Annotated in this window: 19 protein-coding genes and 1 pseudogene; 1 reads left to right on the top strand and 19 read right to left on the bottom strand. The window is 60.5% G+C overall.

The features are described 5' to 3' along the window. Positions 1-25: 25 nt before the first annotated feature. The 11 genes from ureC to urtA form a co-directional block, all read right to left on the bottom strand. The gene (ureC, locus tag AC1DIG_RS19830) at positions 26-1,726 is read right to left on the bottom strand and encodes an urease subunit alpha (protein WP_477768664.1); all 1,701 of its coding nucleotides are present in this window, start codon (positions 1,724-1,726) and stop codon (positions 26-28) included. Between the two features lie 140 nt (positions 1,727-1,866). Then, a complete protein-coding gene (locus tag AC1DIG_RS19825; protein ID WP_429539031.1) occupies positions 1,867-2,172 on the bottom strand; it encodes an urease subunit beta in 306 nt (101 codons plus the stop codon). Then, positions 2,169-2,702, bottom strand: a complete 534-nt coding sequence (locus tag AC1DIG_RS19820) for a GNAT family N-acetyltransferase (protein ID WP_477768663.1) — start codon at positions 2,700-2,702, stop codon at positions 2,169-2,171. The genes AC1DIG_RS19825 and AC1DIG_RS19820 overlap by 4 nt, the downstream gene beginning before the upstream one ends. Positions 2,703-2,708: 6 nt before the next feature. Further along, on the bottom strand, positions 2,709-3,242 hold the full coding sequence (locus AC1DIG_RS19815; RefSeq protein WP_477768662.1) for an N-acetyltransferase family protein: 534 nt from the start codon (positions 3,240-3,242) through the stop codon (positions 2,709-2,711). 9 nt (positions 3,243-3,251) lie between these two features. Continuing rightward, positions 3,252-3,554 (bottom strand): urease subunit gamma, encoded by a 303-nt coding sequence (ureA, locus tag AC1DIG_RS19810; protein WP_019693787.1) that lies wholly within the window; start codon positions 3,552-3,554, stop codon positions 3,252-3,254. Between the two features lie 155 nt (positions 3,555-3,709). Next, positions 3,710-4,561, bottom strand: a complete 852-nt coding sequence (locus AC1DIG_RS19805; RefSeq protein ID WP_477768661.1) for an urease accessory protein UreD — start codon at positions 4,559-4,561, stop codon at positions 3,710-3,712. A gap of 30 nt (positions 4,562-4,591) precedes the next feature. After that, positions 4,592-5,290, bottom strand: coding sequence for an urea ABC transporter ATP-binding subunit UrtE (urtE, locus tag AC1DIG_RS19800; RefSeq protein WP_477768660.1), 699 nt, complete (start codon positions 5,288-5,290; stop codon positions 4,592-4,594). A 132-nt stretch (positions 5,291-5,422) separates the two neighbouring features. Continuing rightward, positions 5,423-6,292 carry an urea ABC transporter ATP-binding protein UrtD gene (urtD, locus tag AC1DIG_RS19795; RefSeq protein WP_477768702.1) on the bottom strand — a complete coding sequence of 290 codons (870 nt, stop codon included), beginning with the start codon at positions 6,290-6,292 and terminating at the stop codon, positions 5,423-5,425. A gap of 11 nt (positions 6,293-6,303) precedes the next feature. Next, on the bottom strand, positions 6,304-7,383 hold the full coding sequence (gene urtC, locus AC1DIG_RS19790) for an urea ABC transporter permease subunit UrtC (protein WP_477768659.1): 1,080 nt from the start codon (positions 7,381-7,383) through the stop codon (positions 6,304-6,306). Further along, positions 7,383-8,885 (bottom strand): urea ABC transporter permease subunit UrtB, encoded by a 1,503-nt coding sequence (gene urtB, locus AC1DIG_RS19785; protein WP_477768658.1) that lies wholly within the window; start codon positions 8,883-8,885, stop codon positions 7,383-7,385. The genes urtC and urtB overlap by 1 nt, the downstream gene beginning before the upstream one ends. Before the next feature lie 155 nt (positions 8,886-9,040). Continuing rightward, complete coding sequence (gene urtA, locus AC1DIG_RS19780; protein WP_477768657.1) at positions 9,041-10,306, bottom strand: urea ABC transporter substrate-binding protein; 1,266 nt, start codon at positions 10,304-10,306, stop codon at positions 9,041-9,043. 318 nt (positions 10,307-10,624) lie between these two features. On the opposite strand from urtA, the gene AC1DIG_RS19775 reads away from it, so the two are divergent. After that, positions 10,625-15,343 carry a DUF4329 domain-containing protein gene (locus AC1DIG_RS19775; protein ID WP_477768656.1) on the top strand — a complete coding sequence of 1,573 codons (4,719 nt, stop codon included), beginning with the start codon at positions 10,625-10,627 and terminating at the stop codon, positions 15,341-15,343. 33 nt (positions 15,344-15,376) lie between these two features. On the opposite strand, the gene AC1DIG_RS19770 is transcribed toward AC1DIG_RS19775, so the two are convergent. The 8 genes and pseudogenes from AC1DIG_RS19770 to AC1DIG_RS19735 form a co-directional block, all read right to left on the bottom strand. Beyond that, complete coding sequence (locus tag AC1DIG_RS19770) at positions 15,377-16,387, bottom strand: FecCD family ABC transporter permease (RefSeq protein WP_477768655.1); 1,011 nt, start codon at positions 16,385-16,387, stop codon at positions 15,377-15,379. Then, positions 16,384-17,343 (bottom strand): ABC transporter substrate-binding protein, encoded by a 960-nt coding sequence (locus AC1DIG_RS19765; protein ID WP_477768654.1) that lies wholly within the window; start codon positions 17,341-17,343, stop codon positions 16,384-16,386. The genes AC1DIG_RS19770 and AC1DIG_RS19765 overlap by 4 nt, the downstream gene beginning before the upstream one ends. A gap of 1 nt (position 17,344) precedes the next feature. Next, positions 17,345-18,127, bottom strand: a pseudogene (locus tag AC1DIG_RS19760) (ABC transporter ATP-binding protein); the annotation flags it as partial. Between the two features lie 174 nt (positions 18,128-18,301). Next, positions 18,302-19,684 carry a PepSY-associated TM helix domain-containing protein gene (locus AC1DIG_RS19755; RefSeq protein WP_477768653.1) on the bottom strand — a complete coding sequence of 461 codons (1,383 nt, stop codon included), beginning with the start codon at positions 19,682-19,684 and terminating at the stop codon, positions 18,302-18,304. Positions 19,685-19,807: 123 nt separating this feature from the next. Then, positions 19,808-21,937, bottom strand: a complete 2,130-nt coding sequence (locus AC1DIG_RS19750; protein WP_477768652.1) for a TonB-dependent copper receptor — start codon at positions 21,935-21,937, stop codon at positions 19,808-19,810. 91 nt (positions 21,938-22,028) lie between these two features. After that, the gene (locus AC1DIG_RS19745) at positions 22,029-22,454 is read right to left on the bottom strand and encodes a DUF2946 domain-containing protein (protein ID WP_477768651.1); all 426 of its coding nucleotides are present in this window, start codon (positions 22,452-22,454) and stop codon (positions 22,029-22,031) included. A gap of 56 nt (positions 22,455-22,510) precedes the next feature. Further along, positions 22,511-22,990, bottom strand: a complete 480-nt coding sequence (locus tag AC1DIG_RS19740; protein WP_477768650.1) for a copper chaperone PCu(A)C — start codon at positions 22,988-22,990, stop codon at positions 22,511-22,513. 47 nt (positions 22,991-23,037) lie between these two features. Next, positions 23,038-23,439 carry a DUF2946 domain-containing protein gene (locus AC1DIG_RS19735; RefSeq protein ID WP_103316987.1) on the bottom strand — a complete coding sequence of 134 codons (402 nt, stop codon included), beginning with the start codon at positions 23,437-23,439 and terminating at the stop codon, positions 23,038-23,040. Positions 23,440-23,524: the final 85 nt, after the last annotated feature.

Here is a 23,524-nt window from a genome sequence, read left to right as displayed (position 1 = left end):
CGTTTTTTTTGCCTGGCGTGCGGACTCAGAACAGAAAATACCGCTGTGCCATCGGCAGCACATCCGCCGGCTCGCACCACAGCAGCACGCCGTCGGCCTTGACCTGATAGGTCTGCGGATCGACATCGATGTTAGGCAGATAGTCGTTGTGGATCAGGTCGGTTTTCTGCACCTCGCGGCAACCTTTGACCACGGCGATTTTCTTTTTCAGCCCCAGTGCTTCGGGAAGGCCCGCATCCTGCGCCGCCTGGCTGATGAATGTCAGGCTGGTGGCGTGCAGCGAGCCACCGTAACTGGCGAACATCGGGCGGTAGTGCACCGGTTGCGGCGTCGGGATCGAGGCGTTTGCGTCACCCATCAGACTGGCCGCAATCGCGCCGCCCTTGAGAATCAGCGTCGGTTTGACCCCGAAAAACGCCGGACGCCAGAGCACCAGATCAGCCCATTTACCCACTTCGATCGAGCCCACTTCATGGCTGATGCCGTGAGTGATCGCCGGGTTGATGGTGTACTTGGCGATGTAGCGTTTGACCCGGAAGTTGTCGTTGCCCTCGCCGTCACCTGCCAGTGCGCCACGCTGCTTCTTCATCTTGTCGGCAGTCTGCCAGGTGCGGGTGATGACTTCACCGACGCGGCCCATGGCCTGGCTGTCGGAGCTGATCATCGAGAACGCGCCGAGGTCGTGAAGGATGTCTTCGGCCGCAATCGTCTCGCGGCGGATACGGCTTTCGGCGAAGGCCACGTCTTCGGCAATGCTTGGGTCGAGGTGATGGCAGACCATCAGCATATCGAGGTGTTCGTCGATGGTGTTGCGGGTGAACGGCCGGGTCGGGTTGGTCGAGCTCGGCAGCACATTGGCGAAACCGCAGGCCTTGATGATGTCCGGCGCGTGGCCGCCACCGGCCCCTTCGGTGTGGTAGGTGTGGATGGTCCGACCCTTGAAAGCGGCGAGGGTGGTTTCAACGAAACCCGATTCGTTGAGGGTGTCGGTGTGGATCGCCACCTGTACATCGAACTGGTCGGCGACGTTCAGGCAGTTGTCGATGCTCGCTGGCGTGGTGCCCCAGTCCTCGTGCAGCTTGAGGCCGATAGCACCGGCCTTGACCTGCTCGATCAGCGGCTCCGGCAGGCTGGCGTTGCCTTTGCCGGTGAGGCCGATGTTCATCGGGAAGGCATCCGCCGCTTGCAGCATGCGCGCCAGGTGCCAAGGGCCGGAGGTGCAGGTGGTGGCGTTGGTGCCCGTCGCCGGTCCCGTACCGCCGCCGATCATGGTGGTGACACCGCTCATCAATGCTTCTTCGATCTGCTGCGGGCAGATGAAGTGGATGTGCGTGTCGACGCCACCCGCCGTAAGGATCATGCCTTCGCCGGCGATCACTTCGGTACTGGCGCCGACCGCGATGGTCACGTTCGGCTGGACGTCCGGGTTGCCGGCCTTGCCGATCGCCGCAATGCGCCCATCCTTGAGGCCGACGTCGGCTTTGACGATGCCCCAATGGTCGATGATCAGCGCGTTGGTGATCAGCGTGTCGACCACTTCCGCCGCCAGTAACTGGCTCTGACCCTGGCCATCGCGGATCACTTTGCCGCCGCCGAACTTCACTTCTTCACCGTAGGTGGTGAAGTCTTTTTCGACTTCGATCCACAGCTCGGTGTCGGCCAGGCGGACCTTGTCGCCAACGGTGGGGCCGAACATGTCGGCGTAGGCTTGTCTTGAGATTTTCATGCGCATGCCTTGGGATTCAATTGTGTTTTGGACCGCTCGCATAGCTCGCTTATCGCGAGCAAGCTCGCTCCCACATTCGACCGCGTACCTATGTGGGAGCGAGCTTGCTCGCGATGAGGCCGGTAGAGACGCTGCACGATTTAGAGGTCGCCCATGATCCTGCCGGCAAACCCGAACACCCGGCGATGCCCGGCCAGGTCCACCAGCTCGACCTCGCGGCTCTGCCCCGGTTCGAAGCGCACGGCGGTGCCGGCCGGGATGTTCAGGCGCATGCCACGGCTGGCGGCACGGTCGAACGTCAGGGCGTCGTTGGTTTCGAAAAAGTGGTAGTGCGAACCGACCTGAATCGGCCGGTCGCCGCTGTTGGCCACGGTCAGGCTCAGGGTGCGACGGCCGGCGTTGAGCTCGATGTCGCCTTGCTTGATCTGATATTCGCCAGGAATCATTCGGGTTGTCCCAGGGTCTTGTAGTAGATGGCGGTCGGGGTGTAGCGACCGTCCGGGCTTTGGCAGTAGTTGGGCAACTCACCGACACGGGTATAACCCAAGGACTGATAGAACGCTTCGGCCGCAGAGCCGGCTTCAGTGTCGAGGTACAGCAGGCCACGTTTGTGCTGGCGCGCGGCAAGCTCCACAGCATTCATCAGTTGTTGAGCCAGGCCGCGTCGCCGCGTGTCATGGCGCACCTGCAGCTTTTGCACTTCGGCGCGATTGCGGCCGTTGGCTTTCTGGCACAGGGCCAGTTGCACGCTGGCCAGGACCTTTTCATCGTGAACCACTACCCACAGCAACAGACTGCCATCATCGAGTCCGGCCTGGACACTGTTGATGTAGGCGCGGGCCTGGGCATCATCAAGGTCGGCCATGAAGCCGATCGAGGCGCCGTGCTGCACGGCGTCAAACAGCAAATCGATCAAGCCCTGACGGTAGTGCGCAAAGCTTTCGGTGTTCACGCGTCGCAGTTGGGCAGTGTTCATGACGTATCACTCCTTGTTGGCGACGGGCGGCTCCGCGCCCGGATTGAGGATCAGCTGCATGAAGGTCAGGTCGAGCCAACGGCCGAACTTGGTACCGACTTGCGGCATGTGCCCGGTGGTGGTGAAACCAACCCGTTCGTGCAGGCGAATCGAGGCGGCGTTACCGCTTTCGATGGCGGCGACCATCACGTGTTTATTGCAGTCCCTGGCGCGTTCGATCAACACGTCCATCAGCTGTGGGCCGAGGCCATTGCCGCGCTGATCGCTGCGCACGTACACCGAATGTTCGACGGTGTGGCGGAAACCGTCGAACGGCCGCCAGTCGCCGAACGAGGCATAACCGAGCACGCTGTTGTCGGCGTCGACAATCACCAGAACAGGGTAGCCCTGGGATTGCCGGGTGCTGAACCAGGCCTGGCGGTTGGCGAGGTCCACGGCCTGTTCGTTCCAGATCGCGGTCGTATTGAGGACCGCGTCGTTGTAGATGTCGCGGATCGCCGGCAGGTCGGCGTGCACGGCATCACGAATGTGATAAGTCATGGCGCAGTCTCAAACGATGGGTTGGTGGACGGTGACCAGTTTGGTGCCGTCGGGAAAGGTCGCCTCGACCTGGATCTCCGGGATCATTTCCGGGATGCCTTCCATCACTTGCTCGCGGTTCAGCAGGGTGGTGCCGTAGTGCATCAGTTCGGCGACCGTCTGGCCGTCGCGCGCGCCTTCAAGCAGCGCCGCGGAGATGTAGGCCATGGCTTCCGGGTAATTGAGTTTCACGCCACGGGCCAAACGCCGCTCGGCGACCAGGCCGGCGGTGAAGATCAGCAGCTTGTCTTTTTCGCGTGGGGTCAGGTCCATCGTAGAAATCCATCAGGGCAGATAAAAAGGTGTTGAATCTGTGAATGGGTACCCTGTGGGAGCGAGCTTGCTCGCGATGAGGCCATCACATTCAGCAAAAATGTTGACTGTACGATCGCCATCGCGAGCAAGCTCGCTCCCACAAGAAGCACACATCAGGTGCTCCATATTCTTGGCGGCACAGCCTGACGGCCGAGCAGCGCCGGGCGCAGCAACTTCCACAAATCAATCAGCCAGCCTCGTGCCAGTAATGCTTCACTGGCCAGGCAGCGAGCGACAAGCAGCCCTGGTAACTGAGTCAGGTCACCGCGTACCGGGTTGGGCAACGAGCGGCACGCCTCCAGTAGTTCGCTGTCAATTTCCCCCGTCACCAGCAACGTCGCAAACACCGGCTGGCCATCCAGCCCTATTGGCGAATCAAGCAAACCGTCGTCCCCGACAATGCGCTGGCGTTCGTGCCAGAGCAACTGGCCGTCGCGGCGGATTTCCAGCTGTGACTGAAAGTGCCCGCGCTCGAAACGTTCTCCGCTGGCCGGGCGACCCAGCGCCACCACGTCCCAGTAAAACAACCGCGCGTCACCTTGCAGTTCAATCGAAGTGCTGAGCTCAGCCTGGGCGGCGCTGAACACGATGGTTTCTTGCGGCAGCCACTCTAGCGTGGCACCGGCGGCGACGTTCAAGTCGAGCCGTTGATAGGCCGGCCCGGCGGCGCGATACCACTTTGCGGCACCGGGGCTGGTCAGCTGCGCCCAGGCGTTGGCACCGACACTGGCGGCGATGTCCAGCCGATCACCACCGGCAATGCCGCCGGGTGGGTGGACGATGATGTGCTGGCACACCTCGGGGCCTTCGGCGTACAGGTGTTTTTGCACCCGCAGCGGGCCTTGGTGGCGGCGCTGGATCGGGCGCGTGCTGTCGCCGAAGCGGGCGTAACCGAGCTCTAGCTCGGCGTGCCAACTGGGCGTGAACAGTGCTTCAGTGATTGAAATGGGCGCAAGGACAGTCATATATTTTATTTATCGTCAGGACGCTACAGACTAGATCGTAACCAGTCCGCGCACACCCTCGGCTTCCATATTTTCTCCGCGGCCTTGCTGGACGATCTCGCCCCGGGACATCACCAGGTACTGATCGGCCAGCTCGGCGGCGAAGTCGTAGAACTGCTCGACCAGCAGGATCGCCATGTCGCCCCGTGCGGCGAGCTTTTTGATCACCGCGCCAATCTCCTTGATCACCGACGGCTGAATGCCTTCGGTGGGCTCGTCGAGGATCAGCAAGCGTGGCCGACTGGCCAGTGCGCGACCGATGGCCAATTGTTGTTGCTGGCCGCCCGACAAGTCGCCACCGCGGCGTTGCTTCATTTGCAGCAAGACCGGGAACAGCTCGTAGATGAATGCGGGGACCTCTTTAGCCTCGGAACCCGGGAAGCGCGACAGGCCCATCAGCAGGTTTTCTTCCACCGTCAGCCGCCCGAAAATCTCCCGGCCTTGCGGCACGTAAGCGATGCCGGCGTGAACCCGTTGATGCGGCTTGAACGAGGTGATCGGTTTACCTTCCCAATTCACCGCGCCTTCCTTGGCTGGCAACAGCCCCATCAGGCATTTGAGCAAGGTGGTCTTGCCGACGCCGTTGCGTCCGAGCAGGCAGGTGACTTCACCGACCTTCACCTCAAAGCTCAGGCCCCGCAGGATGTGGCTACCGCCGTAATACTGGTGCAGCTTGTCGACTTGCAGCATGTTCAAATTCCTTGTGGTTCATGTGGGAGCGAGCTTGCTCGCGATAGCGGTGCATCTGTCGACATTGATGCTGGATATGAGGCCGTCATCGCGAGCAAGCTCGCTCCCACATAAAAGCGATGCTCATAGAACTCAGCGGCCGAGATACACCTCGATCACCCGCTCGTTATCCTGCACCTGCGCCAGCGACCCTTCGGCCAGCACGCTGCCCTGGTGCAGCACCGTGACGTGGTCGGCAATCGATCCGACGAAGCCCATGTCGTGCTCCACCACCATCAGCGAATGCTTGCCGGCCAGGTTCTTGAACAACTCGGCGGTGAATTCGGTTTCGGCGTCGGTCATGCCCGCTACCGGTTCATCGAGCAACAGCAGTTGCGGGTCTTGCATCAGCAACATGCCGATTTCCAGAAACTGCTTCTGCCCGTGCGACAGCAGACCGGCCGGGCGATTGACCGAGGTAGTCAGGCGAATGGTCTCCAGCACCTCGCAGATGCGATCTTTCTGTTCGCCACTCAGGCGAGCCCGCAGGCTGGCCCACACCGACTTGTCGGTTTTCTGCGCCAGCTCGAGGTTTTCAAACACGCTCAAGGCTTCGAACACGGTTGGCTTCTGGAACTTGCGGCCGATCCCTGCCTGGGCGATCTGCACTTCACTCATCCGTGTCAGGTCCAGGGTTTCACCGAACCAGGCGTTGCCGTGACTGGGCCGGGTCTTGCCGGTGATCACATCCATCAGCGTGGTTTTGCCGGCGCCGTTGGGGCCGATGATGCAGCGCAGTTCGCCGACACCGATGTACAGGTTCAAATCGTTCAGTGCCTTGAAACCATCGAAGCTGACGCTGATGTCCTCAAGGGTGAGGATGGTGCCGTGGAGGGTGTTCAGGCCTTTTTCGACACGTTGGCCGAGGCCGATGGCGTCGCGGCTGCTACCGGCGTCCTTGTTGGGCTCCGGTGGAAAAAAGACTGGTTCGAGCATGAATTCGGCTGTAGGTGCTGCTCTCATTTCTATAAGCCTCATTGCTCGCTCCTTTTCTTCAGCAAACCGATCACACCTTTGGGCAGGTACAGGGTCACGACGATGAACAGCGCGCCGAGGAAGAACAGCCAGTATTCGGGAAAGGCCACGGTGAACCAGCTCTTCATGCCATTCACCACACCCGCGCCGAGCAGCGGCCCGATCAACGTGCCGCGCCCGCCGAGCGCGACCCACACGGCGGCTTCGATGGAGTTGGTCGGCGACATTTCGCTGGGGTTGATGATCCCCACTTGCGGCACGTAAAGCGCACCGGCGAGGCCGCACAACACCGCGCTCAAAACCCAGACAAACAGCTTGAAACCGCGTGGGTCGTAGCCGCAGAACATCAGGCGGTTTTCCGCATCACGCAGGGCGGTCAATACCCGGCCGAACTTGCTTTGTGCCAGACGCCAGCCGATGAACAGGCTGACGACCAACAGCAGCACGGTGGCGACGAACAGCACCGCGCGTGTGCCCGGTTCAGTGATGCCGAAGCCGAGGATCGTGCGGAAATTGGTGAAGCCGTTGTTGCCGCCAAACCCGGTTTCGTTGCGGAAAAACAGCAGCATCCCGGCGAAGGTCAGGGCCTGGGTCATGATCGAGAAGTACACGCCCTTGATCCGCGAGCGGAAGGCGAAGAAACCGAACACCAGCGCCAGCAAACCCGGCGCCAGCACCACCAGGCACATCGCCCAGATAAAGCTGCTGGTGCCGGTCCAGTACCACGGCAGTTCGGTCCACGAGAGGAAGGTCATGAACGCCGGCAGGCCATCGCCCGACGCCTGGCGCATCAGGTACATGCCCATGGCATAGCCACCGAGGGCGAAGAACAGGCCATGACCCAGGGACAGCAAACCGGCGTAACCCCAGACCAGGTCCAGCGCCAGGGCGACGATGGCGTAGCAGAGGATCTTGCCCACCAGCGTCAGTGTATAGGCGGAAACGTGTAGCGCATTGTCCGGCGACAACAGCGAAAGCAGCGGCAGCGTCAGCAGTAAGGCGAGAATCACTGCACCCAACACTATCGTGACTTTGGGGCCGGCCTTTTGCGTGGCCGTGAGCATCAGGGGCTGGTTCATCAGTCGATTACCCGTCCTTTGAGTGCGAAGAGTCCTTGCGGGCGTTTCTGAATGAACAGAATGATCAGCGCGAGGATCAGGATCTTGCCGAGTACGGCGCCGATTTGTGGTTCAAGAATCTTGTTGGCGATCCCCAGACCGAACGCGGCGAGCACACTGCCGGCCAACTGACCAACGCCGCCGAGCACTACCACCAGGAACGAGTCGATGATGTAGCTCTGACCGAGATCCGGGCCGACGTTGCCGACCTGACTCAGGGCCACGCCACCAAGCCCGGCGATGCCCGAACCGAGACCGAAAGCGAGCATGTCGACACGTCCGGTGGGTACGCCGCAGCAGGCGGCCATGTTGCGATTCTGGGTGACCGCGCGCACGTTCAAACCGAGGCGGGTCTTGTTCAGCAGCAGCCACGTCAGCACCACCACAAACAGCGCGAACGCGATGATCACGATGCGGTTGTATGGCAGCACCAGATTAGGCAGTACCTGAATCCCGCCTGAAAGCCAGGCCGGGTTCGCCACTTCGACGTTCTGCGCACCGAACAACAAACGCACCAGTTGTATCAGCATCAGGCTGATGCCCCAGGTGGCGAGCAGGGTTTCCAGCGGTCGGCCGTAGAGGTGGCGAATCACCGTGCGCTCCAGCGCCATACCGACGCCGGCGGTGACAAAAAACGCCACCGGCAAAGCGATCAGCGGATAGAACTCGATGGCTTGCGGGGCGAAGCGCTGGAACAGCAACTGCACCACGTACGTGGAGTAGGCGCCGAGCATCAGCATCTCGCCGTGGGCCATGTTGATCACCCCGAGCAGGCCGAAGGTGATCGCCAGACCGAGGGCCGCCAACAGCAGGATCGAACCCAGCGACATGCCACTGAAGGCCTGACCGAGGAGCTCACCGACCAGCAGCTTGCGTTTGACCTGGGCCAGACTGGTTTCGGCAGCCGTGTGCACCGAGACATCGGCTTCGACGCCGGGTTGGAGCAAACCTTCGAGACGGGTACGGGCCAGCGGATCACCGGTTTCACCGAGCAAGCGCACGGCCGCCAGGCGCACTGTCGGGTCGTTGTCGACCAGTTGCAGATTGGCCAGCGCCAGGCTCAGGGCGGCGTGAACGCTGGGGTCTTTTTCGCCCGCCAGTTGCTGGTCGAGGAATGCAAGCTGCGCAGGTTTGGCGTTTTTTTGCAGTTGTTGTGCGGCACTCAAACGCACTTTGGCGTCAGCGGCGAGCAGTTGGTGGCTGGCCAGCGCGGTGTCGATCAAGCCCCGCAGGCGATTGTTCAGGCGCAGGGTCTTGGCTTCGCCGTCGACGGTCAATTGGCCTTGCTGCAAGGCATTGATCAGTTCGATGCGAGCCGGATTGGGCTGCGCAGCCCAGGTTTCCAACAGCTTGGCTTGCTGAACCGGATTGGCCGCGACAAAGTCTTCGGCGTCCCCGGCATGGGCGGCCATCGGCAACAGCAGTGCGATGGCGAGGATGAAGCGGTAAAGGGCAGTGGGCATGTCATTGGCCTTGCGCGGACAATGTGGGAGCGAGCTTGCTCGCGATAGCGGTGGGTCAGGCAACATTGATGTTGATTGATAAACCGTAATCGCGAGCAAGCTCGCTCCCACAGGAGTTGTGTCGGGCCTGATAGTCAGGCCTGGCATCCAGTGGCTCAGTTGCTCTTCACCGCATACTCCGGCTTCTTGTCGTTACCCGGTATGAACGGGCTCCACGGCTGGGCGCGGATCGGGCCTTCGGTCTGCCAGACCACGTTGAACTGACCGTTGGCCTGGATCTCGCCGATCATCACCGGCTTGTGCAGGTGGTGGTTGGTCTTGTCCATGGTCAGGGTGTAGCCCGATGGCGCGGCGAAGGTCTGGCCGGCCAGGGCTTCGCGGACCTTGTCGACATCGGTGGACTTGGCTTTCTCCGCCGCCTGCGCCCACATGTGGATGCCGACATAGGTGGCTTCCATCGGGTCGTTGGTCACGGCTTTATCCGCGCCCGGCAGGTTGTGTTTCTTGGCGTAGGCTTTCCAGTCGGCGACGAACTTCTGGTTCACCGGATTCTCCACCGATTCGAAGTAGTTCCACGCGGCGAGGTTGCCCACCAGCGGTTTGGTGTCGATGCCGCGCAGTTCTTCTTCGCCCACCGAGAAGGCCACGACCGGAACGTCGGTGGCTTTCAGGCCCTGGTTGGCCAGTTCTTTATAGAACGGCACGTTGGAGTCGCCGTTGACCGTGGAGATGACCGCCGTCTTGCCACCGGCCGAGAACTTTTTGATGTTGGCGACGATGGTTTGATAGTCGCTGTGACCGAACGGCGTGTAGACCTCTTCGATGTCCTTGTCGGCCACACCTTTGGAGTGCAGGAACGAGCGCAGGATCTTGTTGGTGGTGCGCGGGTAGACGTAGTCGGTGCCGAGCAGGAAGTAGCGCTTGGCGCTGCCGCCTTCTTCGCTCATCAGGTATTCCACTGCCGGGATTGCCTGCTGGTTCGGCGCGGCACCGGTGTAGAAGACGTTCGGCGACATCTCTTCGCCTTCGTACTGCACCGGGTAGAACAGCAGGCCGTTGAGCTCTTCGAACACCGGCAATACCGATTTACGCGACACCGAGGTCCAGCAGCCGAACACCACCGCGACCTTGTCCTGGGTCAGCAACTGCCGGCCCTTTTCCGCGAACAGTGGCCAGTTTGACGCCGGGTCGACCACCACCGGTTCGAGCATCTTGCCGTTGACCCCGCCCTTGGCGTTGATTTCGTCGATGGTCATCAGCGCCATGTCTTTGAGCGAGGTTTCGGAGATCGCCATGGTCCCGGACAACGAATGCAGAATCCCGACCTTGATGGTCTCGGCGGCCTGGACAGTCCAGGTCATACCCATGGCGGCAATGCTTGCCGATAGTGTGAAAGCCTTGATCAAACTGCGACGCTTCATTGTGCGATCTCCATGAACTTATGAGTTTTCTTGGTTGGCAGATGCGAACTACTGAAGGGTCTTTAGCAAGGGCTGTGCCCAAGAACGGGAATGCCATGTTCAGAAGAGCAAACATTGGCGGGCACATCGAAGGCTGCACTATTAACAGGCAGAGAGGCTGACCGGGTGCGCCTGTCTGCGCGCAAATGGTGCTGCATCCACGGGCGAAGACTGTAGAGGAGTGGATACACAAACAATAGATATGTACCGCTGATCCAGGCGCACGCATGGCAATACTCATTCGGTAGTTATCCCACTATTTTTCGCAGGATTTTTATCATGAATGACATGTCAGGCCGGGAAATCCGCGCCGCCGTACCGCCACCCAAAGCCAGCCTTCCAAAACTGAGCCCGGGGTTCCTGACTGAGGAGGACGCCGCTTTTTGGGCCCATAGTCGGATTCCGGCCAACCGGGACCGGGAATACGGAAGTGTGATCGTGCAATTGCCGGACGGCGAATTCGCAGCCACAACACCCGTGGGGGGCGGGGTGAACACTTTTGATTTCAGAACCATTCTGAATGTCGACGCCCACGGCGGCTATGTGCATCCCCAAGGTTATACCTGTGTCGCGAATGTCCATTCACATCCGCCGGCACACGATAAAGTCCGCGAAGCCAATTCTGGCCAGGATGAAGTCACACTCAGGCTTTTTATCAATTTTTTCTCCGACATGGATTTCGTCGCCGATGTCGCAGAGCGCAGTTTTTTTCGTAGCGCCTATCTCTCTGGCCCTGATGGGTTGCTGCTGAAATATTCGCCCAGCGGTTCGAAGGAAGAATTCAGCTATTACCTCTGGCTTAAAGCGGGTGCGCCGCCCGGCAACCCAGTCGGGGTTTTCGGGGTGGCGAACGTCATCCGAAAGGTCGCCTCGATCGGTGAGCTTAAAGTCATTGTGTCGAATGCGGATTGGGCCGGTTCCGTCGGTAAAGTGCCGTCGGACTGGCAGCCAGGCAAAGCCTTCTCCAAGGGGGTGATAACTGAGTTGCCATTGATGACACGCATTTGCGCCAATGCCGAGCGGGCAGTACTCGCTGCATTGAAAACCAGAAACGCCCAGACTTCGGGATTGCTGCTCAAAAAGCGTGCGGCGAATGAGTACGTCGCAACACAGGCGCGTGTCGCCGGCCAATCGGCATGGGATCCGACGCAGTTTTTTCCTCGCGGTGACGACGGCCGGCTGAAGCTGCCGGCCGGCTATGTGCTGGAGGGTTTTTATTATGCGTCCCATCCTGATCCTGCCCTGTTTCCCCCGAGTCAGCCCTGGCTTTACGAGAATTTCTTCACTCCCGGTGAGATGGCCCTGGCCATTGCATGTCAGGCCTTGAGCAAGCCGCTGTCCGATTCCGAAAAGCCGATGTCGCTGTACATGCAGGCCAGGGATTTCTCGATGTTGAAGTACAGCTTCAGTGGTTCCGAGATTGAATCGGCGCTGAGCGTGAAGAACGCGGATGGCACCGTTGGTGATGGTGGCCTGCAATCCAAAATGCTCGCCGGAACGCTCAGACCGCGCGAGTTTGTCTCGACGCTCGCTCTGGCCGGGCGGCTGGAAGTATTGCGGGTGAGTGCGTTGTGGGCTCGATTGGGGAGGGTCGGGCTCGACTGGGTTCCCTTCGCAGACTTCCCCTGGCCGACGTTGAGTCCTGAATTTTTATCGGCAGACGACGCCGTCCGTTATGTCCACGGGCGGATTGGCAATCGACGTGACCGCCAATACGCAGGCTATGTTTTTCAGCGTTTTGACAAGCGCTTTTTCGTTACCGAGCCGCTTGAAGGCGGGATCGAGTCGCTCAGCCATGGTCAGTTTTATCCGAGCGACAACGAGGGGCGCTCCATTTTTCCTATCGACCATGAATTGCAGGGGCGTTATGTCTCGCACGAGGCGCTGTCGCGGCTTGATCCTGTGAAGGTGGACAGGCTGAAGTGGTCCCGGCAAGAGGCGGCACTGAGTGTGCAAATGATTAGTGTCGAGGAGATGAGGCAGGTTTTGCTTGATGAGATTCCTGTCTACTTATCCGGTAGCCAGAACAGCCTTGTCAGGTTCGAACCGTTTGAGACAACAATTGCACAAGCATTGGCAACACGTTTAGGTACAAAAAAACAGCCTGGCCCATTGGCAGTCGAGCTCGATACCGGCATCAAGAAGCCAAGCGATTTCATCAGAGAGCAGGCGGCGGCCGGCCGAATGACTGTTGTGGTGAACAATGAACTGTGGGGGCCTCGTGGACAGGTGACGGCTGCATGGTCTGTCCCTTCCTTGCCATGGAAATGGAAGCGTCCCGAACACGTCGCATTCGGTGCGGTTTTCTCCTCATCGGATGACGCCGCAATGGATCGATATACCCGGGACGTGCGTCTGTACGACCAGGAAAAAGCATGGTTCGGTTTTATCCTCAAGCACAAGGATCGGGAGAAATATGTCGCCTCCGAGCTGGTGCCTGTCGGCGACGAAAGAAACACCGTGTTCGAGCAGCAGAGCCTGTTTGGTGTTTCCAGAACGCCGCCTTGGTACCTGTACCCCGAAGGCTTCATCCGGTATGCATTCTTTTACTCGCGCCAGCGTGTGAAACATCCGTCTGACAAACCTGGCTCCTGGCTGTCGCAATACTTCATTTCACCTGATGATCTCTTTATAGCGGTGAATTACTCGCGGCGCCGTCCGGTCACGGAACCAGACAAGCCCATTGCGCTTTACATTTCCACTCAGGATGGTGCCCTGCTGAAATATGAACAGAATCGGGAGAGCAAGCTGTTCGACATCGACACACCCAACATGGGGCTGGAGGATTTCAAGGAAAAACTGGCCAGCGGAAAACTGCAGCCTGCAGATTTTGTCCGGACGGTGGCCAGTCAAGGTCAATTGACTGTCATGCGCACGAGCCTGTGTTGGGACAGGCCCTGGCCGGTGGATCAGCAATGGCGCCCCTTCATAAATCTGGAGCGTCGCAAGCTCGGCCCGGCATTCAGTTTTCAGGATGATGCTGCGGCGTATGTCCGTTCCCGACTGCCTGATCATCCAGACAAACTCTTTGGTGGCGTGCTGCTGAAGCGAGCGGATGGCCTGTACCTGGCCACCGAACCGGTTGAAGTGCCTCAGGAAGACTTCGACGTCCAGCTGATTTTCCCGGATGAAAGCTTGCGTGCGGGAGTGTTTCCCCAAGATTGTCACGTTGTGGCACGTTACCGGGCGCGATTGCCAACTGAGTTACCGCTGGTTTTTTCCGAGATCCAGAAGCAGACCTACTTGAACATGTTGTCGGTCGATACGCTGTACTCGGCTTTTACCCGCCCCGGCGATCATGCGAAATTGAGTGAATACCTGCTCGGGCCTGACGGATCATTGATTCGATATGACGCGGGTGTGCTGAGCCGTTTGCGTGCCAACCTCGCGAACATCCTGACAGACTTCCAGCGGCTGCCGGGTGATCTCGACGGCAAGAAAATCAAACAGCAGATCCATAGCGGTGCATTGACGCCCAGTGCATGGGTCAACTCCCTGGCGCAGGCAGGTTATCTGCACGTTGTCACCGGCAGTCGATTATGGGGGGCAAGCGGCCCGGTGACCCATTGGTCTCCTTATCCTGCGGTTGCGCCTTCTCCGGCGGTTGGTTACCAAAAGGCAGTGACCACTCCCACCTACAGCCCGGCATTCATTCAGCAGGACGCGGCGGCGCGCTATGTGAGTGAAGGCCCGCGCCACAGCTGGCTCCTGACCTTCGGTTTCATTTTGCGCAGCGATCGGGATGGCGTTTTTATCGGCAGTCTGCCAGTGGAGATCCAGCTTTCCTGGATGGCACTTGACCGTGTTTTTCCTCAAGGTGCAGTGCCCGGCAACTATTCCGTACAAGCCCTTTATTTGCGTTCGGCAGCGGTCCCGGAAGGCGCGCGGGAAGATGACCCGCGACGATTCATTCCTTCGCCGATATTTGTTAATCAGGCATGCACGGCGGCGTCCACTCATCAGGGCTACAAGCCGATCTACTTCTCCTGCGCCGATGGTGCGTTGTTGCGATTCGACATGGCGCCCTTTGAACCGGGGGATTTTTACGACTCCGCTGGACAGGTCGAATTCAGGCCTAACCAGTTCGCGGCCCTGGAGCGGGCAAGGAAGGATGAAACTGACTACATGCGAGGCAGGCTGGACTCTGCGAACTACATCCATCGTATGGCACGGGCCGGCAAACTCGAAGTCATCGTGACCAGTGCGTACTGGTCAAGACATGGTGTGGTCGACGAGAACTGGCAACCGCGCATGGCGGATGTTTCCGACACCGAGCGCTGGGCCGCCCGGCCGGTGTCGGCACTGGGGCCGGTTTTTCATCATCCCGATGATGCCGCGCGCTATACCCAGCAGCGAGCGGGGGAGGGTTATGAGGGGGATACCGGTTTTGAGAGCGCAATACTTGCCCGGACGTCATCGCTTCTGAATCGCGCAGCCCGTTTCGTCCCGCTTGAACCCCAGGCAAGTTCTGCGACCGGAGAAAGTCTCGTCGCGCGGATTTTCCGCAAGGCGAAGGATCCTTCCACGACGCTCCATGCTCCGGCGCCACGTTATCCCGACGGTTACACGCTTGTGGCGAGCCATCAGCTGTACTTTTCGGGCAACACGACACTCGCCCCGGATGCCGAGCAGGTCTATGCCAATTTCGCCTCACCTTCCATGGTGTACGCACATACCCATGACCTCAAAAGCAAAGGATTCGAGATCAAGGACTATTACTACTCAACCCCTCACGGTGTATTGCTTAAATACACTCCCGGTTACACACACGCAGAAAGAGACCTGCTATTGATGAAACCGGTCGAGTTCAGGGATGGAAAGTGGGAGGCTCTGCTTTCCCCGGGAGCGTTTATCTCCAGGCTTGTCGATCTTGGGGAGTTCAGGGTACTGGTGGCCGGGCATTACTGGCGGCAGACCGGTCGCATGGGCATCAAGTGGCGTGAGCGTCGGCAACAGCCACCCGGTCTCGGGATTGTCCGGCGTCGGGACGAGCTCTGATTATCCGATTGCCTGTTGCGTGGCGGATGCAACTCATCTTCTGCGCATCAGGCCGATGAAGAACAGGCCACCGATGGCTGCGGTGGCAACTCCGATTGGCAAATCCTCCGGAGCGATCAACGTGCGTGCGGCGACATCGACCCACACCAGAAACACACTGCCGAGCAACACGCACACTGGCAGCAGTCGACGATGCTCGGCGCCCACCAGGCGCCGCGCGATATGCGGCACCATCAGCCCGACAAAGCCGATGGAGCCGCTGATCGACACCAGCACCCCGGTCATCAGCGACGCTATCAAAAACACCCGCAACCGTACGGAGCGTGCATTGAGCCCGAGGGTCACTGCGGTCTGTTCACCTGCCATCAACGCATTCAGCGGTCGGGCCATGCCCACCAGCAATACCAACCCGAGCAGCACGCTGGCCGCTGGCACTGCCAGCAACTCCCAGCGTGCCAGCCCGAGGCCGCCGAGCATCCAGAACATCACCGCAGAACTGGCGCGGTGGTCGCCGAGAAACAGCAGCAGGTTGGCGACCGCCATCATCACGAACGACACCGCCACGCCGCACAGCAGCAGTCGATCACTGTCCAGCCGACCGTTGCGGTTGGCGATTATCAGCACCACCAGCATGCTCAGCAACGCACCGATAAACGCGGCGATCGGCAAGGTCAGCAGGCCGACGATCTCGCCCACATGCAGCACCACGATCACCGCACCAAGGGTCGCGCCGGACGTCACGCCCAGCAGATGGGGATCGGCCAGCGGGTTGCGCGTGACCGCCTGCAACACCGCGCCGATCAGCGCCAGCCCGGCCCCCACCAGTGCGCCAAGCAGCATGCGCGGGACGCGGATCAGCCAGACGATATGTTCCTGCCCGGCGCTCCAGTTCACTTCGCCAGCATCGAATGCCTTGTGCAGCAGAATCCGCCAGACCACGTCCACCGGCACCCGTGCCGAGCCAAAACCCAGCGATACCACACACGACACCAGCAATAGCGCGCCGAGGGCAACCAGCAACAAGGCATAACGACGATTGATCATTCGCCGTGGAAACCCTTGGCCAGGGTTTCAACCGCCAGCACGTTGTCGATCCCCGGCGTGGCCTGCACGTAAGGGATGACAATGAAGCGCTGGTTCTTGATCGCGTCTACCGACTGCAGGGCCTTGTTGTTCAGTAGAAATTGTTCCTTTTGCTCGGCACTGACTTCGCCGTAGTCGACGATCACGATCACCTGCGGGTTGCGCTCGACGACGTTTTCCCAGTTGACCCGGGTCCAGCTCGCGTCGACGTCATCGAGAATGTTGCGCCCGCCGGCGGCGTCGATCAGTGCTTGCGGCATCCCCAGGCGACCCGAGGTCATGGCCCGGTCTTCGCCGCTGTCGTAGAGGAACACGCGCGGTTTTTCACTTGGCAGGTTTTTGCGAACCTCCGCCACTTGCGCCTGCATGTCGCTGATCAAGCGGTTGGCGCGATCCTGTACGTCGAAGATCTTGCCGAGGTTGCGCAGGTCGTTGTAGGTGTCATCCAGGCTGGCGGCCGGGCGCTTCATCACGAAGGCGCAGGACTCGCTCAGTTCATAAACGTTGATCCCCAGCGGCCCGAGGGTTTGCGGGGTCAGGTCGCCGCCAATGCGCATGCCGTAATCCCAGCCGGCGAAGAAGAAATCGACGTTGGCGTTGAGCAGGGTTTCCACCGATGGGTACTTGGCGGCGAGTTCCGGCAGGCCGTCGAGAATGCTCTGCATCTCGGGTGTCACGGCTTTCCAGCCACTGATACCGCTGTAGCCGACCATCCGCGGCTTGAGGCCGAGGGCGAGCATCATCTGGGTCATGTTGATGTCGTGACTGAGGGCGTGTTTCGGCGCCTCCTTGAACGTCACTTCACGGTTGCAGCTCTGTATCGTCAACGGGTAACGAGTCGCTTCGGCGAATGCCTGGGCGCTGCCCAGCAGCAGGGCGATGGACAGGCTGGAGCGGAGCAGGGTGCGCAAAGTCATGTTGGGTTATCCAGGTAATTCGGGGGTAGCCGGACAGCGGGTGTTCATCGATCAGCGCGTCGACGCCGAACACCTCGCGCAGCAGCGTGGTGGTCAGCACTTGTTTTGGCGTGCCGCTGGCGACGATGCGTCCATGGTCGATCACGTACAGCCGATCGCAGAACGCCGCGGCCAGGTTGAGGTCGTGGATGCTCGCCAGGGTGCCGATCTGCAAGCGTTTGACCAGTTGCAGCAGTTCGAGCTGATAGCGTGGGTCGAGGTGGTTGGTCGGCTCGTCGAGGATCAGCAATTGCGGTTGCTGGGTCAGGGCGCGGGCGAGAATAACGCGTTGTTTTTCGCCACCCGACAGCGTGGCGAAGGCGTGATCTTCGAAGCCTTTGAGGCCTACCGACTCCAGGGCCTGTTCGGCGATTCGGCGATCTTCCAGGGTATCGCCATCGAACAGACCTTTGTGCGGTGTGCGGCCCATGGCGACCACTTCGTCGACGGTCAGGCCGAAGGCATCGGGGAACTCCTGCAACACCACGGCAATGCGTTGTGCACACCAGCGCGACGACTGCTTCCAGACATTGTGATGGGCCAGATGCACCTCGCCGGATTCCGGTTTGCTGAACCGATAGGCACAGCGCAGCAGGCTGGTCTTGCCGCTGCCGTTGGGCCCGATCAAACCGACGAACTCGCCGGCTGCCACATGCAGACTGGCCTCACGCAGCTGGAACTGGTGATGACAGTGGCCATGGCCCAGTGGTGTCCAGGCGAGGTGGGTGAGGTTCAGCGAGGTCATGCATTTCCCTAAGATCGTTCCCATGCTCTGCGTGGGAACGCCTCAATGGACGCTCTGCGTCCGCTTTTGGGACGCGGAGCGTCCCGGGCTGCATTCCCACGCAGAGCGTGGGAACGATCAAACTGCGGGCGCGATTGTAGTGTCTGGCGCGCCCTTTGATGTAGTTCGCTGTATTCAGGATGAAGATGAGGCCGATTCAGGCTGGCGGTTCAAGCGCGACAGCAGCACGCGGTCGAGCAGCCACACCACGATCAGCGAAGCGCCCACCAACGGGAACACCACCGCTAATGCGAGGATGATGAACACCCCGGTTTTCCAGGTCGGCAGGTCATGACGCAACGGCGGAACGCCGAGCTTGCCCTGCGGGCGGCGCTTCCACCAGATCACGACACCGCTGACGGCGCTGAGCAGGATCATCAGGCAGATCAGCAACACGACGATCTGGTTGAACGGCCCGAACAGCTTGCCTTCGTGCAGCATCACGCCCATTTCCGTGGCGCGGGCGACGTTGCCGTAATGCTGCCAGCGCACGTCGGCCAGCACTTCGCCGCTGTACTGGTCGACATGCAGGGTGGCGTCGTTGCGCGGGTCGTCGGCGAACACGGCGATGGTGAACACGCCGCTGGCGGTGGTCGGGAAGGTGATGCTGTAACCCGGCTCGACCTTGCGTTGAACGGCGATGTCCTGCACGTCTTGCAGGTTGATGGTCGGCGCGGCCGGGGCACTGCTGCCGCCGTTGTGCGCCATGTGTTCGGCGTGGTCGCCGGACATCGGCAGCGGCGTGTTTTCCATGGCCCAGGGCACGGTCTGGCGAGTGGCCGTGTTGAGGCTGCGGGCTTCCTGGTCGGACTTGGGCACGTTATCCCACATGGCTGCCGGGAAGCGGTTCCAGACTTCGGCGTATTGCTTGCCCCAGAAACCGGTCCAGGTCATGCCGCTGAGCAGCATCACCAGCAGAAACGCCGCGCCCCAGAACCCGGTCACGGCGTGCAGGTCACGCCAGAGCACACGTCCGCGAATGCTGAATCGCGGCCACACGATCCCTGCGCCGGTTCGCCCGCGTGGCCACCAGAGGAACACCCCGGAAACCACCAGCACAACGCCCCAGCCGGCAGACAGTTCGACCAGCCGATCACCGACGGTGCCGATCATCAACTCGCCGTGAATGGCCCGGGCGATAGCTTGCAGGTTTCTCTTCGCGTCCTGCTCACCGAGGATATCGGCGTGATACGGATCGATGAAGACGTTGAGCTCGCTGCCAGCATTTTTAACGACAAACTGCGCACTGCGCTCGGCATTGAGCGGTGGCAGGTACTGCTTGATCTGGCCCTGTGGATAAGCCTCTTTGACACGACGCAGCAACTCATCGGCACTGACGGTGTGATGGCCGCCCGGCACATTGAGCAGGCTGCCGTACATCAGTGGGTCGAGTTGCGGTTTGAACAGGTAAACGATGCCGGTCAAGGCCAGCATCACCATGAACGGCGCAACGAACAGCCCGGCATAAAAATGCCAGCGCCAGGCCAGGTTGTAGAAATTCGGTTTGGGTTGTTTCATCAGATGCTCCGCTTGGCGTGGATCTTTGTTGTTTGTTTGCGGTCGCTGCGCAACCGATCGCGAACAAGCTCGCTCCCACAGGTTCATACCGATCGTGTGGGAGCGAGCTTGCTCGCGATGCCTTTAGAAGCTCATATCGACCTTGGTCCAGAACGTGCGCCCTGGTTCGTTGATCGCTTGCGGGTTATTGGCCGGGTAGCCGAACCCGGCGTTGCCGGCCAGGTTCAAATGCTCGGCGTACGCCTTGCCAAACAGGTTGTCGACGCCGGTACTGACCTTCCAGTGCTTGTCGATCCGGTAGGCTCCGTTGAGCGAGAACACCCCGAAACCTGGGCTCTTGTCGTAGTCTTTGCCGACTACGTTGCCCTTGTTCTGCTCGATGCGGTTCTGCGCCGCGACCACTCGCCACAAGGCGCCCGCGCTCCAGTTGTCTTCGCTGTAGGTCAGGCCGAAACGTGCATCCAGTGGTGGCATTTGCGGCAGTGCCGTGCCGTGGGTGGTGTCTTTGCCCCAGGCGTAGGCCAGGGTCGCGTCGGCTTTCCAATGGGAGGTGAGGTTGTAGGCTGCGCCGAGCTCGCCACCCATGATGCGCGCATTGATGTTCTCGGCCCGTGAGGTCATGCCCATCATGCCGGGGGTGTAATCGAACAGGATGTAGTCGTGCACTTCGCCGACATAACCCGAGACCCAGGCTTCAAGGTCCTGGTTTTTGTATTGCAGGCCGAAGTCGATCTGAGTGGTTTTCTCTGGCTTGATCGAATCGAAAGCGTTGAGCGAACCAGCCGGGCCGGATTTTGGCGAGAACAGCTCCCAGTAGTCCGGGAAGCGTTCAGCGTGGCCGAGACCGGCGTAGAGCGTGGTCGGGCTGTCCGCCAGGTCATGTTCATAGCGCACGAAACCGCTCGGCAAGGTATCGGCACGGCTCTTGTCGGCGGTCGGGTTGGGTCGGCTCATCATCCCGGAACCGATGGTCTGACGAAAATCCTTGGCCGAGGCGCGGTCCAGTCGCGCACCGCTGATCAGGCGATCACGGTCGGCGGCGTACCAGGTCAGCTCACTGAAAACGCCGTAGTTATGGAAGTTCGCATCTTTGTTACGCGGCACGTCCTTGTAGGTGTCGATGCCCATGGCGGCGCGCTGACGGTGTTCGTTGGTTTGCGCATCGATGCCGCTGATCAACTGCACATCGGCCCAGCGCCAGGTGGCCTTGATCCGTGCACCGAGGGTGCGGCGGTCGACGTTGGAGGCCATGGGCCCGGCCATCATCCCGGTACCGGACGGCGTGCGCAGGGTGTAGTTGTCCATCACGTGGTCGGCGTAGTTGTAGTAGACCTGCGCTTCGACTTTATCCAGCACTTCGCCGAGATTCGATTTCTCGAAACGCAGGCCCAGGCTTTCGCGCTTGAACTGCGAACCGTCCATGCCGCGCCCGGCCGAACGTGCCTCGCCGTCACCCTTGCCGGCGGTCAACTCCAGCAGCGTGTCGGCATCCGGCGTCCAGCCCAGGGCGACATCGCCGTTCCACTTGTCGTAGCGCGACGGCACGGTGTCGTTGTTGCCGTCGCGGTAATCGTCGGCGTGAGCCGTGTTGCCGATCACCCGGATGTAACCCTGTGGGCCACCGGCAGCGGCGTCGACGAGTTTGTCGAAACGCCCGTTGGAACCGGCCAGCAGGCTGGCGTTCACCCGAGTGCCCAGCTCGCCGAAGCTTTCCGGCTCGCGGTCGAACAGGACGGTGCCGGCAGAGGCGCCAGGTCCCCAGAGTACCGTTTGCGGGCCTTTGATGACGGTCAGCTTGTCGTAGGTTTCCGGTGAGATGTAGGAGGTCGGGGCGTCCATCCGGCCAGGGCAGGCACCGAGGATCATGCCGCCGTTGGTGAGAATGTTCAGCCGCGAACCGAACATGCCGCGCAGCACTGGATCGCCGTTGGTGCCGCCATTGCGAACCAGCGCGAAGCCGGGAATGGTCTTCAGGTAGTCGCCACCATCGCTGGCCGGCACTGGCTGGCGCGGGTCTTTGGGGTTGGTGACGATGGTCAGCGGTGAGCTTGGGGCGATAGCGGTGATCACCGTCGGGCTCAGTTCTTCGGTGTGTTGGCTGTGATCAACCGTTTGCTCGGCCGCGCTGGCCAACGGGGAAAGCAGGGCGCCGCACAGAACGGCAGTGGCCTGTTTGAAACGGGCGCGTGGCGCGTTCAGGGCGAAAAATGCCTGAGCAGCGCTCAAGCGTGTGTCAGCAGAAAACCTGGACATAAAGGTTCCATCAATCAGTCGTCAACAACACGGCCAGCAGCCTTCGGCTGTCGTTCTCTACAGTCGGCCGTATGAGTAGTGGTTTGGGTGTTTACGCGACGATGGGTGGGGCGCGAGTGCGGGCGCCGGGGAAGACGGTTTGCCGGGCATGGCCCAGGCGGGGGGAGGGGCTGATGAAACTGTGGGCGGAAGGTGTGTCGAAGTCAGCGAACGACAGGCTGCCGGGCAGCGCGGGGCAGTTGAAGAGCAGGCTGCAATAGCCGCATTTCTCCCAGAGCGCGTGGTGATCGGGTTTTGGTGCGCAGTGTTCGGCAGTCGCTTGCGCGTCATGCTCGGCGTGGGCGTTCGCCGACATGTCCATGCTCATGTCCATCGACATGTTCATGTTCACTGGCATCGGCATGCGTTGATTCATCGGCATCGACTGAGAAATCAGTGGGCCGATAAAGATCATCAACATGGCGAACAGGCTGATCCAGCTACCGCGTGCAACCTTCAACGAGGTGTTACGCGGCACTGGTCGCCTGACGCTGAGCGAGCGCCGTGCGTTCACAGGAGGGGGGCAGGCTGTGATTACTGGGCGTGCTTGTGCTCTTCGGTGCCGGCGGGCGGTTGTTTCTGTACCGCGACCTCAACGGTCACGTCGCCGGATTTTTCGAAATGCAGGGTCAGCGGGAAGCGCTTGCCGTCGCGGAGCAGGCTGCGGTCTTTGAGCTCCAGCAGCATCACGTGCCAGGCCATCGGCGCGAACGTGATGTCGCCGCCCGCCGGAATCTCGACGCTCGGCACTTGCTGCATTTTCATCAAATCGTTTTGCATCACATGCTCGTGCAACTCGGCTTTCCCCGCGATCGGCGAAGCAACGCTGAGCAGGCGGTCGGCGGTTTTGCCGTTGTTGTGAATCACGAAATAGGCGGCAACCGTTGGCGCGTTGGGCGGTAGCTCTTGCGACCAAGGGTGTGCGATTTCCAGTTCGCCGGCTTTGTATTCATAGGCATTGGCAAAGCACGCAGGCAGCAGCAAGGCGGCCAGAACGATGAGTTTCTTCAACATGGCAGTTCTCCAGAACGATTAAACACGCAGATCAATTGCGACGGTAATCAGACTAGAGGAGAAGCTCGGGGATTGAGGCTTGGCCATTGCTGGCGTGGCGTGGGGATGTCGAGGGTCGGCGCTGGTCGGCTTCGATTGGCCTCGAAGCGCGCGAAATACAGCTGCGGAACATGGCCTGGCAACGCCACCAGAGGCGCCGAGCCCGAGCAGCACCAGCAATGCTGCATGTTTGAGTGATCGTCGTTTGAAGGGGCTTTTTGTTCAAGTTTGCCCAGAGAAATCGCCACCATTTTCGTCCCGCTGGACGAGCAGAAACTGCCCCACAACAACTGCTCGGCCGGCGACTGACTGGCACCTTGCGCCATCGCGCCGGACATCGGCATGGCGAGCATATTGAACAGCACTGCGAAGCAGGCGATCCAGGCAAACGCTAGCCGTTGTCGGGACATGGGTCATATCCGGTTGGGTGGGTGATCAAGCCGGGTATTTAGCCTGATCGGGGGCGATAAGTAAAAAACCGCCGTGCGGTGTGGT

The sequence above is a fragment of the Pseudomonas sp. 05N431 genome (assembly GCF_056397005.1).
This window is presented reverse-complemented; position numbering and strand designations above follow the sequence as displayed.

What these genes read in the sequence shown, in the direction of transcription:
- ureC (WP_477768664.1), bottom strand. Translation starts at nt 1,726, where the DNA reads ATGAAAATCTCAAGACAAGCCTACGCCGACATGTTCGGCCCCACCGTT.
- AC1DIG_RS19825 (WP_429539031.1), bottom strand. Translation starts at nt 2,172, where the DNA reads ATGATTCCTGGCGAATATCAGATCAAGCAAGGCGACATCGAGCTCAAC.
- AC1DIG_RS19820 (WP_477768663.1), bottom strand. Translation starts at nt 2,702, where the DNA reads ATGAACACTGCCCAACTGCGACGCGTGAACACCGAAAGCTTTGCGCAC.
- AC1DIG_RS19815 (WP_477768662.1), bottom strand. Translation starts at nt 3,242, where the DNA reads ATGACTTATCACATTCGTGATGCCGTGCACGCCGACCTGCCGGCGATC.
- ureA (WP_019693787.1), bottom strand. Translation starts at nt 3,554, where the DNA reads ATGGACCTGACCCCACGCGAAAAAGACAAGCTGCTGATCTTCACCGCC.
- AC1DIG_RS19805 (WP_477768661.1), bottom strand. Translation starts at nt 4,561, where the DNA reads ATGACTGTCCTTGCGCCCATTTCAATCACTGAAGCACTGTTCACGCCC.
- urtE (WP_477768660.1), bottom strand. Translation starts at nt 5,290, where the DNA reads ATGCTGCAAGTCGACAAGCTGCACCAGTATTACGGCGGTAGCCACATC.
- urtD (WP_477768702.1), bottom strand. Translation starts at nt 6,292, where the DNA reads ATGAGAGCAGCACCTACAGCCGAATTCATGCTCGAACCAGTCTTTTTT.
- urtC (WP_477768659.1), bottom strand. Translation starts at nt 7,383, where the DNA reads ATGAACCAGCCCCTGATGCTCACGGCCACGCAAAAGGCCGGCCCCAAA.
- urtB (WP_477768658.1), bottom strand. Translation starts at nt 8,885, where the DNA reads ATGCCCACTGCCCTTTACCGCTTCATCCTCGCCATCGCACTGCTGTTG.
- urtA (WP_477768657.1), bottom strand. Translation starts at nt 10,306, where the DNA reads ATGAAGCGTCGCAGTTTGATCAAGGCTTTCACACTATCGGCAAGCATT.
- AC1DIG_RS19775 (WP_477768656.1), top strand. Translation starts at nt 10,625, where the DNA reads ATGAATGACATGTCAGGCCGGGAAATCCGCGCCGCCGTACCGCCACCC.
- AC1DIG_RS19770 (WP_477768655.1), bottom strand. Translation starts at nt 16,387, where the DNA reads ATGATCAATCGTCGTTATGCCTTGTTGCTGGTTGCCCTCGGCGCGCTA.
- AC1DIG_RS19765 (WP_477768654.1), bottom strand. Translation starts at nt 17,343, where the DNA reads ATGACTTTGCGCACCCTGCTCCGCTCCAGCCTGTCCATCGCCCTGCTG.
- AC1DIG_RS19755 (WP_477768653.1), bottom strand. Translation starts at nt 19,684, where the DNA reads ATGAAACAACCCAAACCGAATTTCTACAACCTGGCCTGGCGCTGGCAT.
- AC1DIG_RS19750 (WP_477768652.1), bottom strand. Translation starts at nt 21,937, where the DNA reads ATGTCCAGGTTTTCTGCTGACACACGCTTGAGCGCTGCTCAGGCATTT.
- AC1DIG_RS19740 (WP_477768650.1), bottom strand. Translation starts at nt 22,990, where the DNA reads ATGTTGAAGAAACTCATCGTTCTGGCCGCCTTGCTGCTGCCTGCGTGC.
- AC1DIG_RS19735 (WP_103316987.1), bottom strand. Translation starts at nt 23,439, where the DNA reads ATGTCCCGACAACGGCTAGCGTTTGCCTGGATCGCCTGCTTCGCAGTG.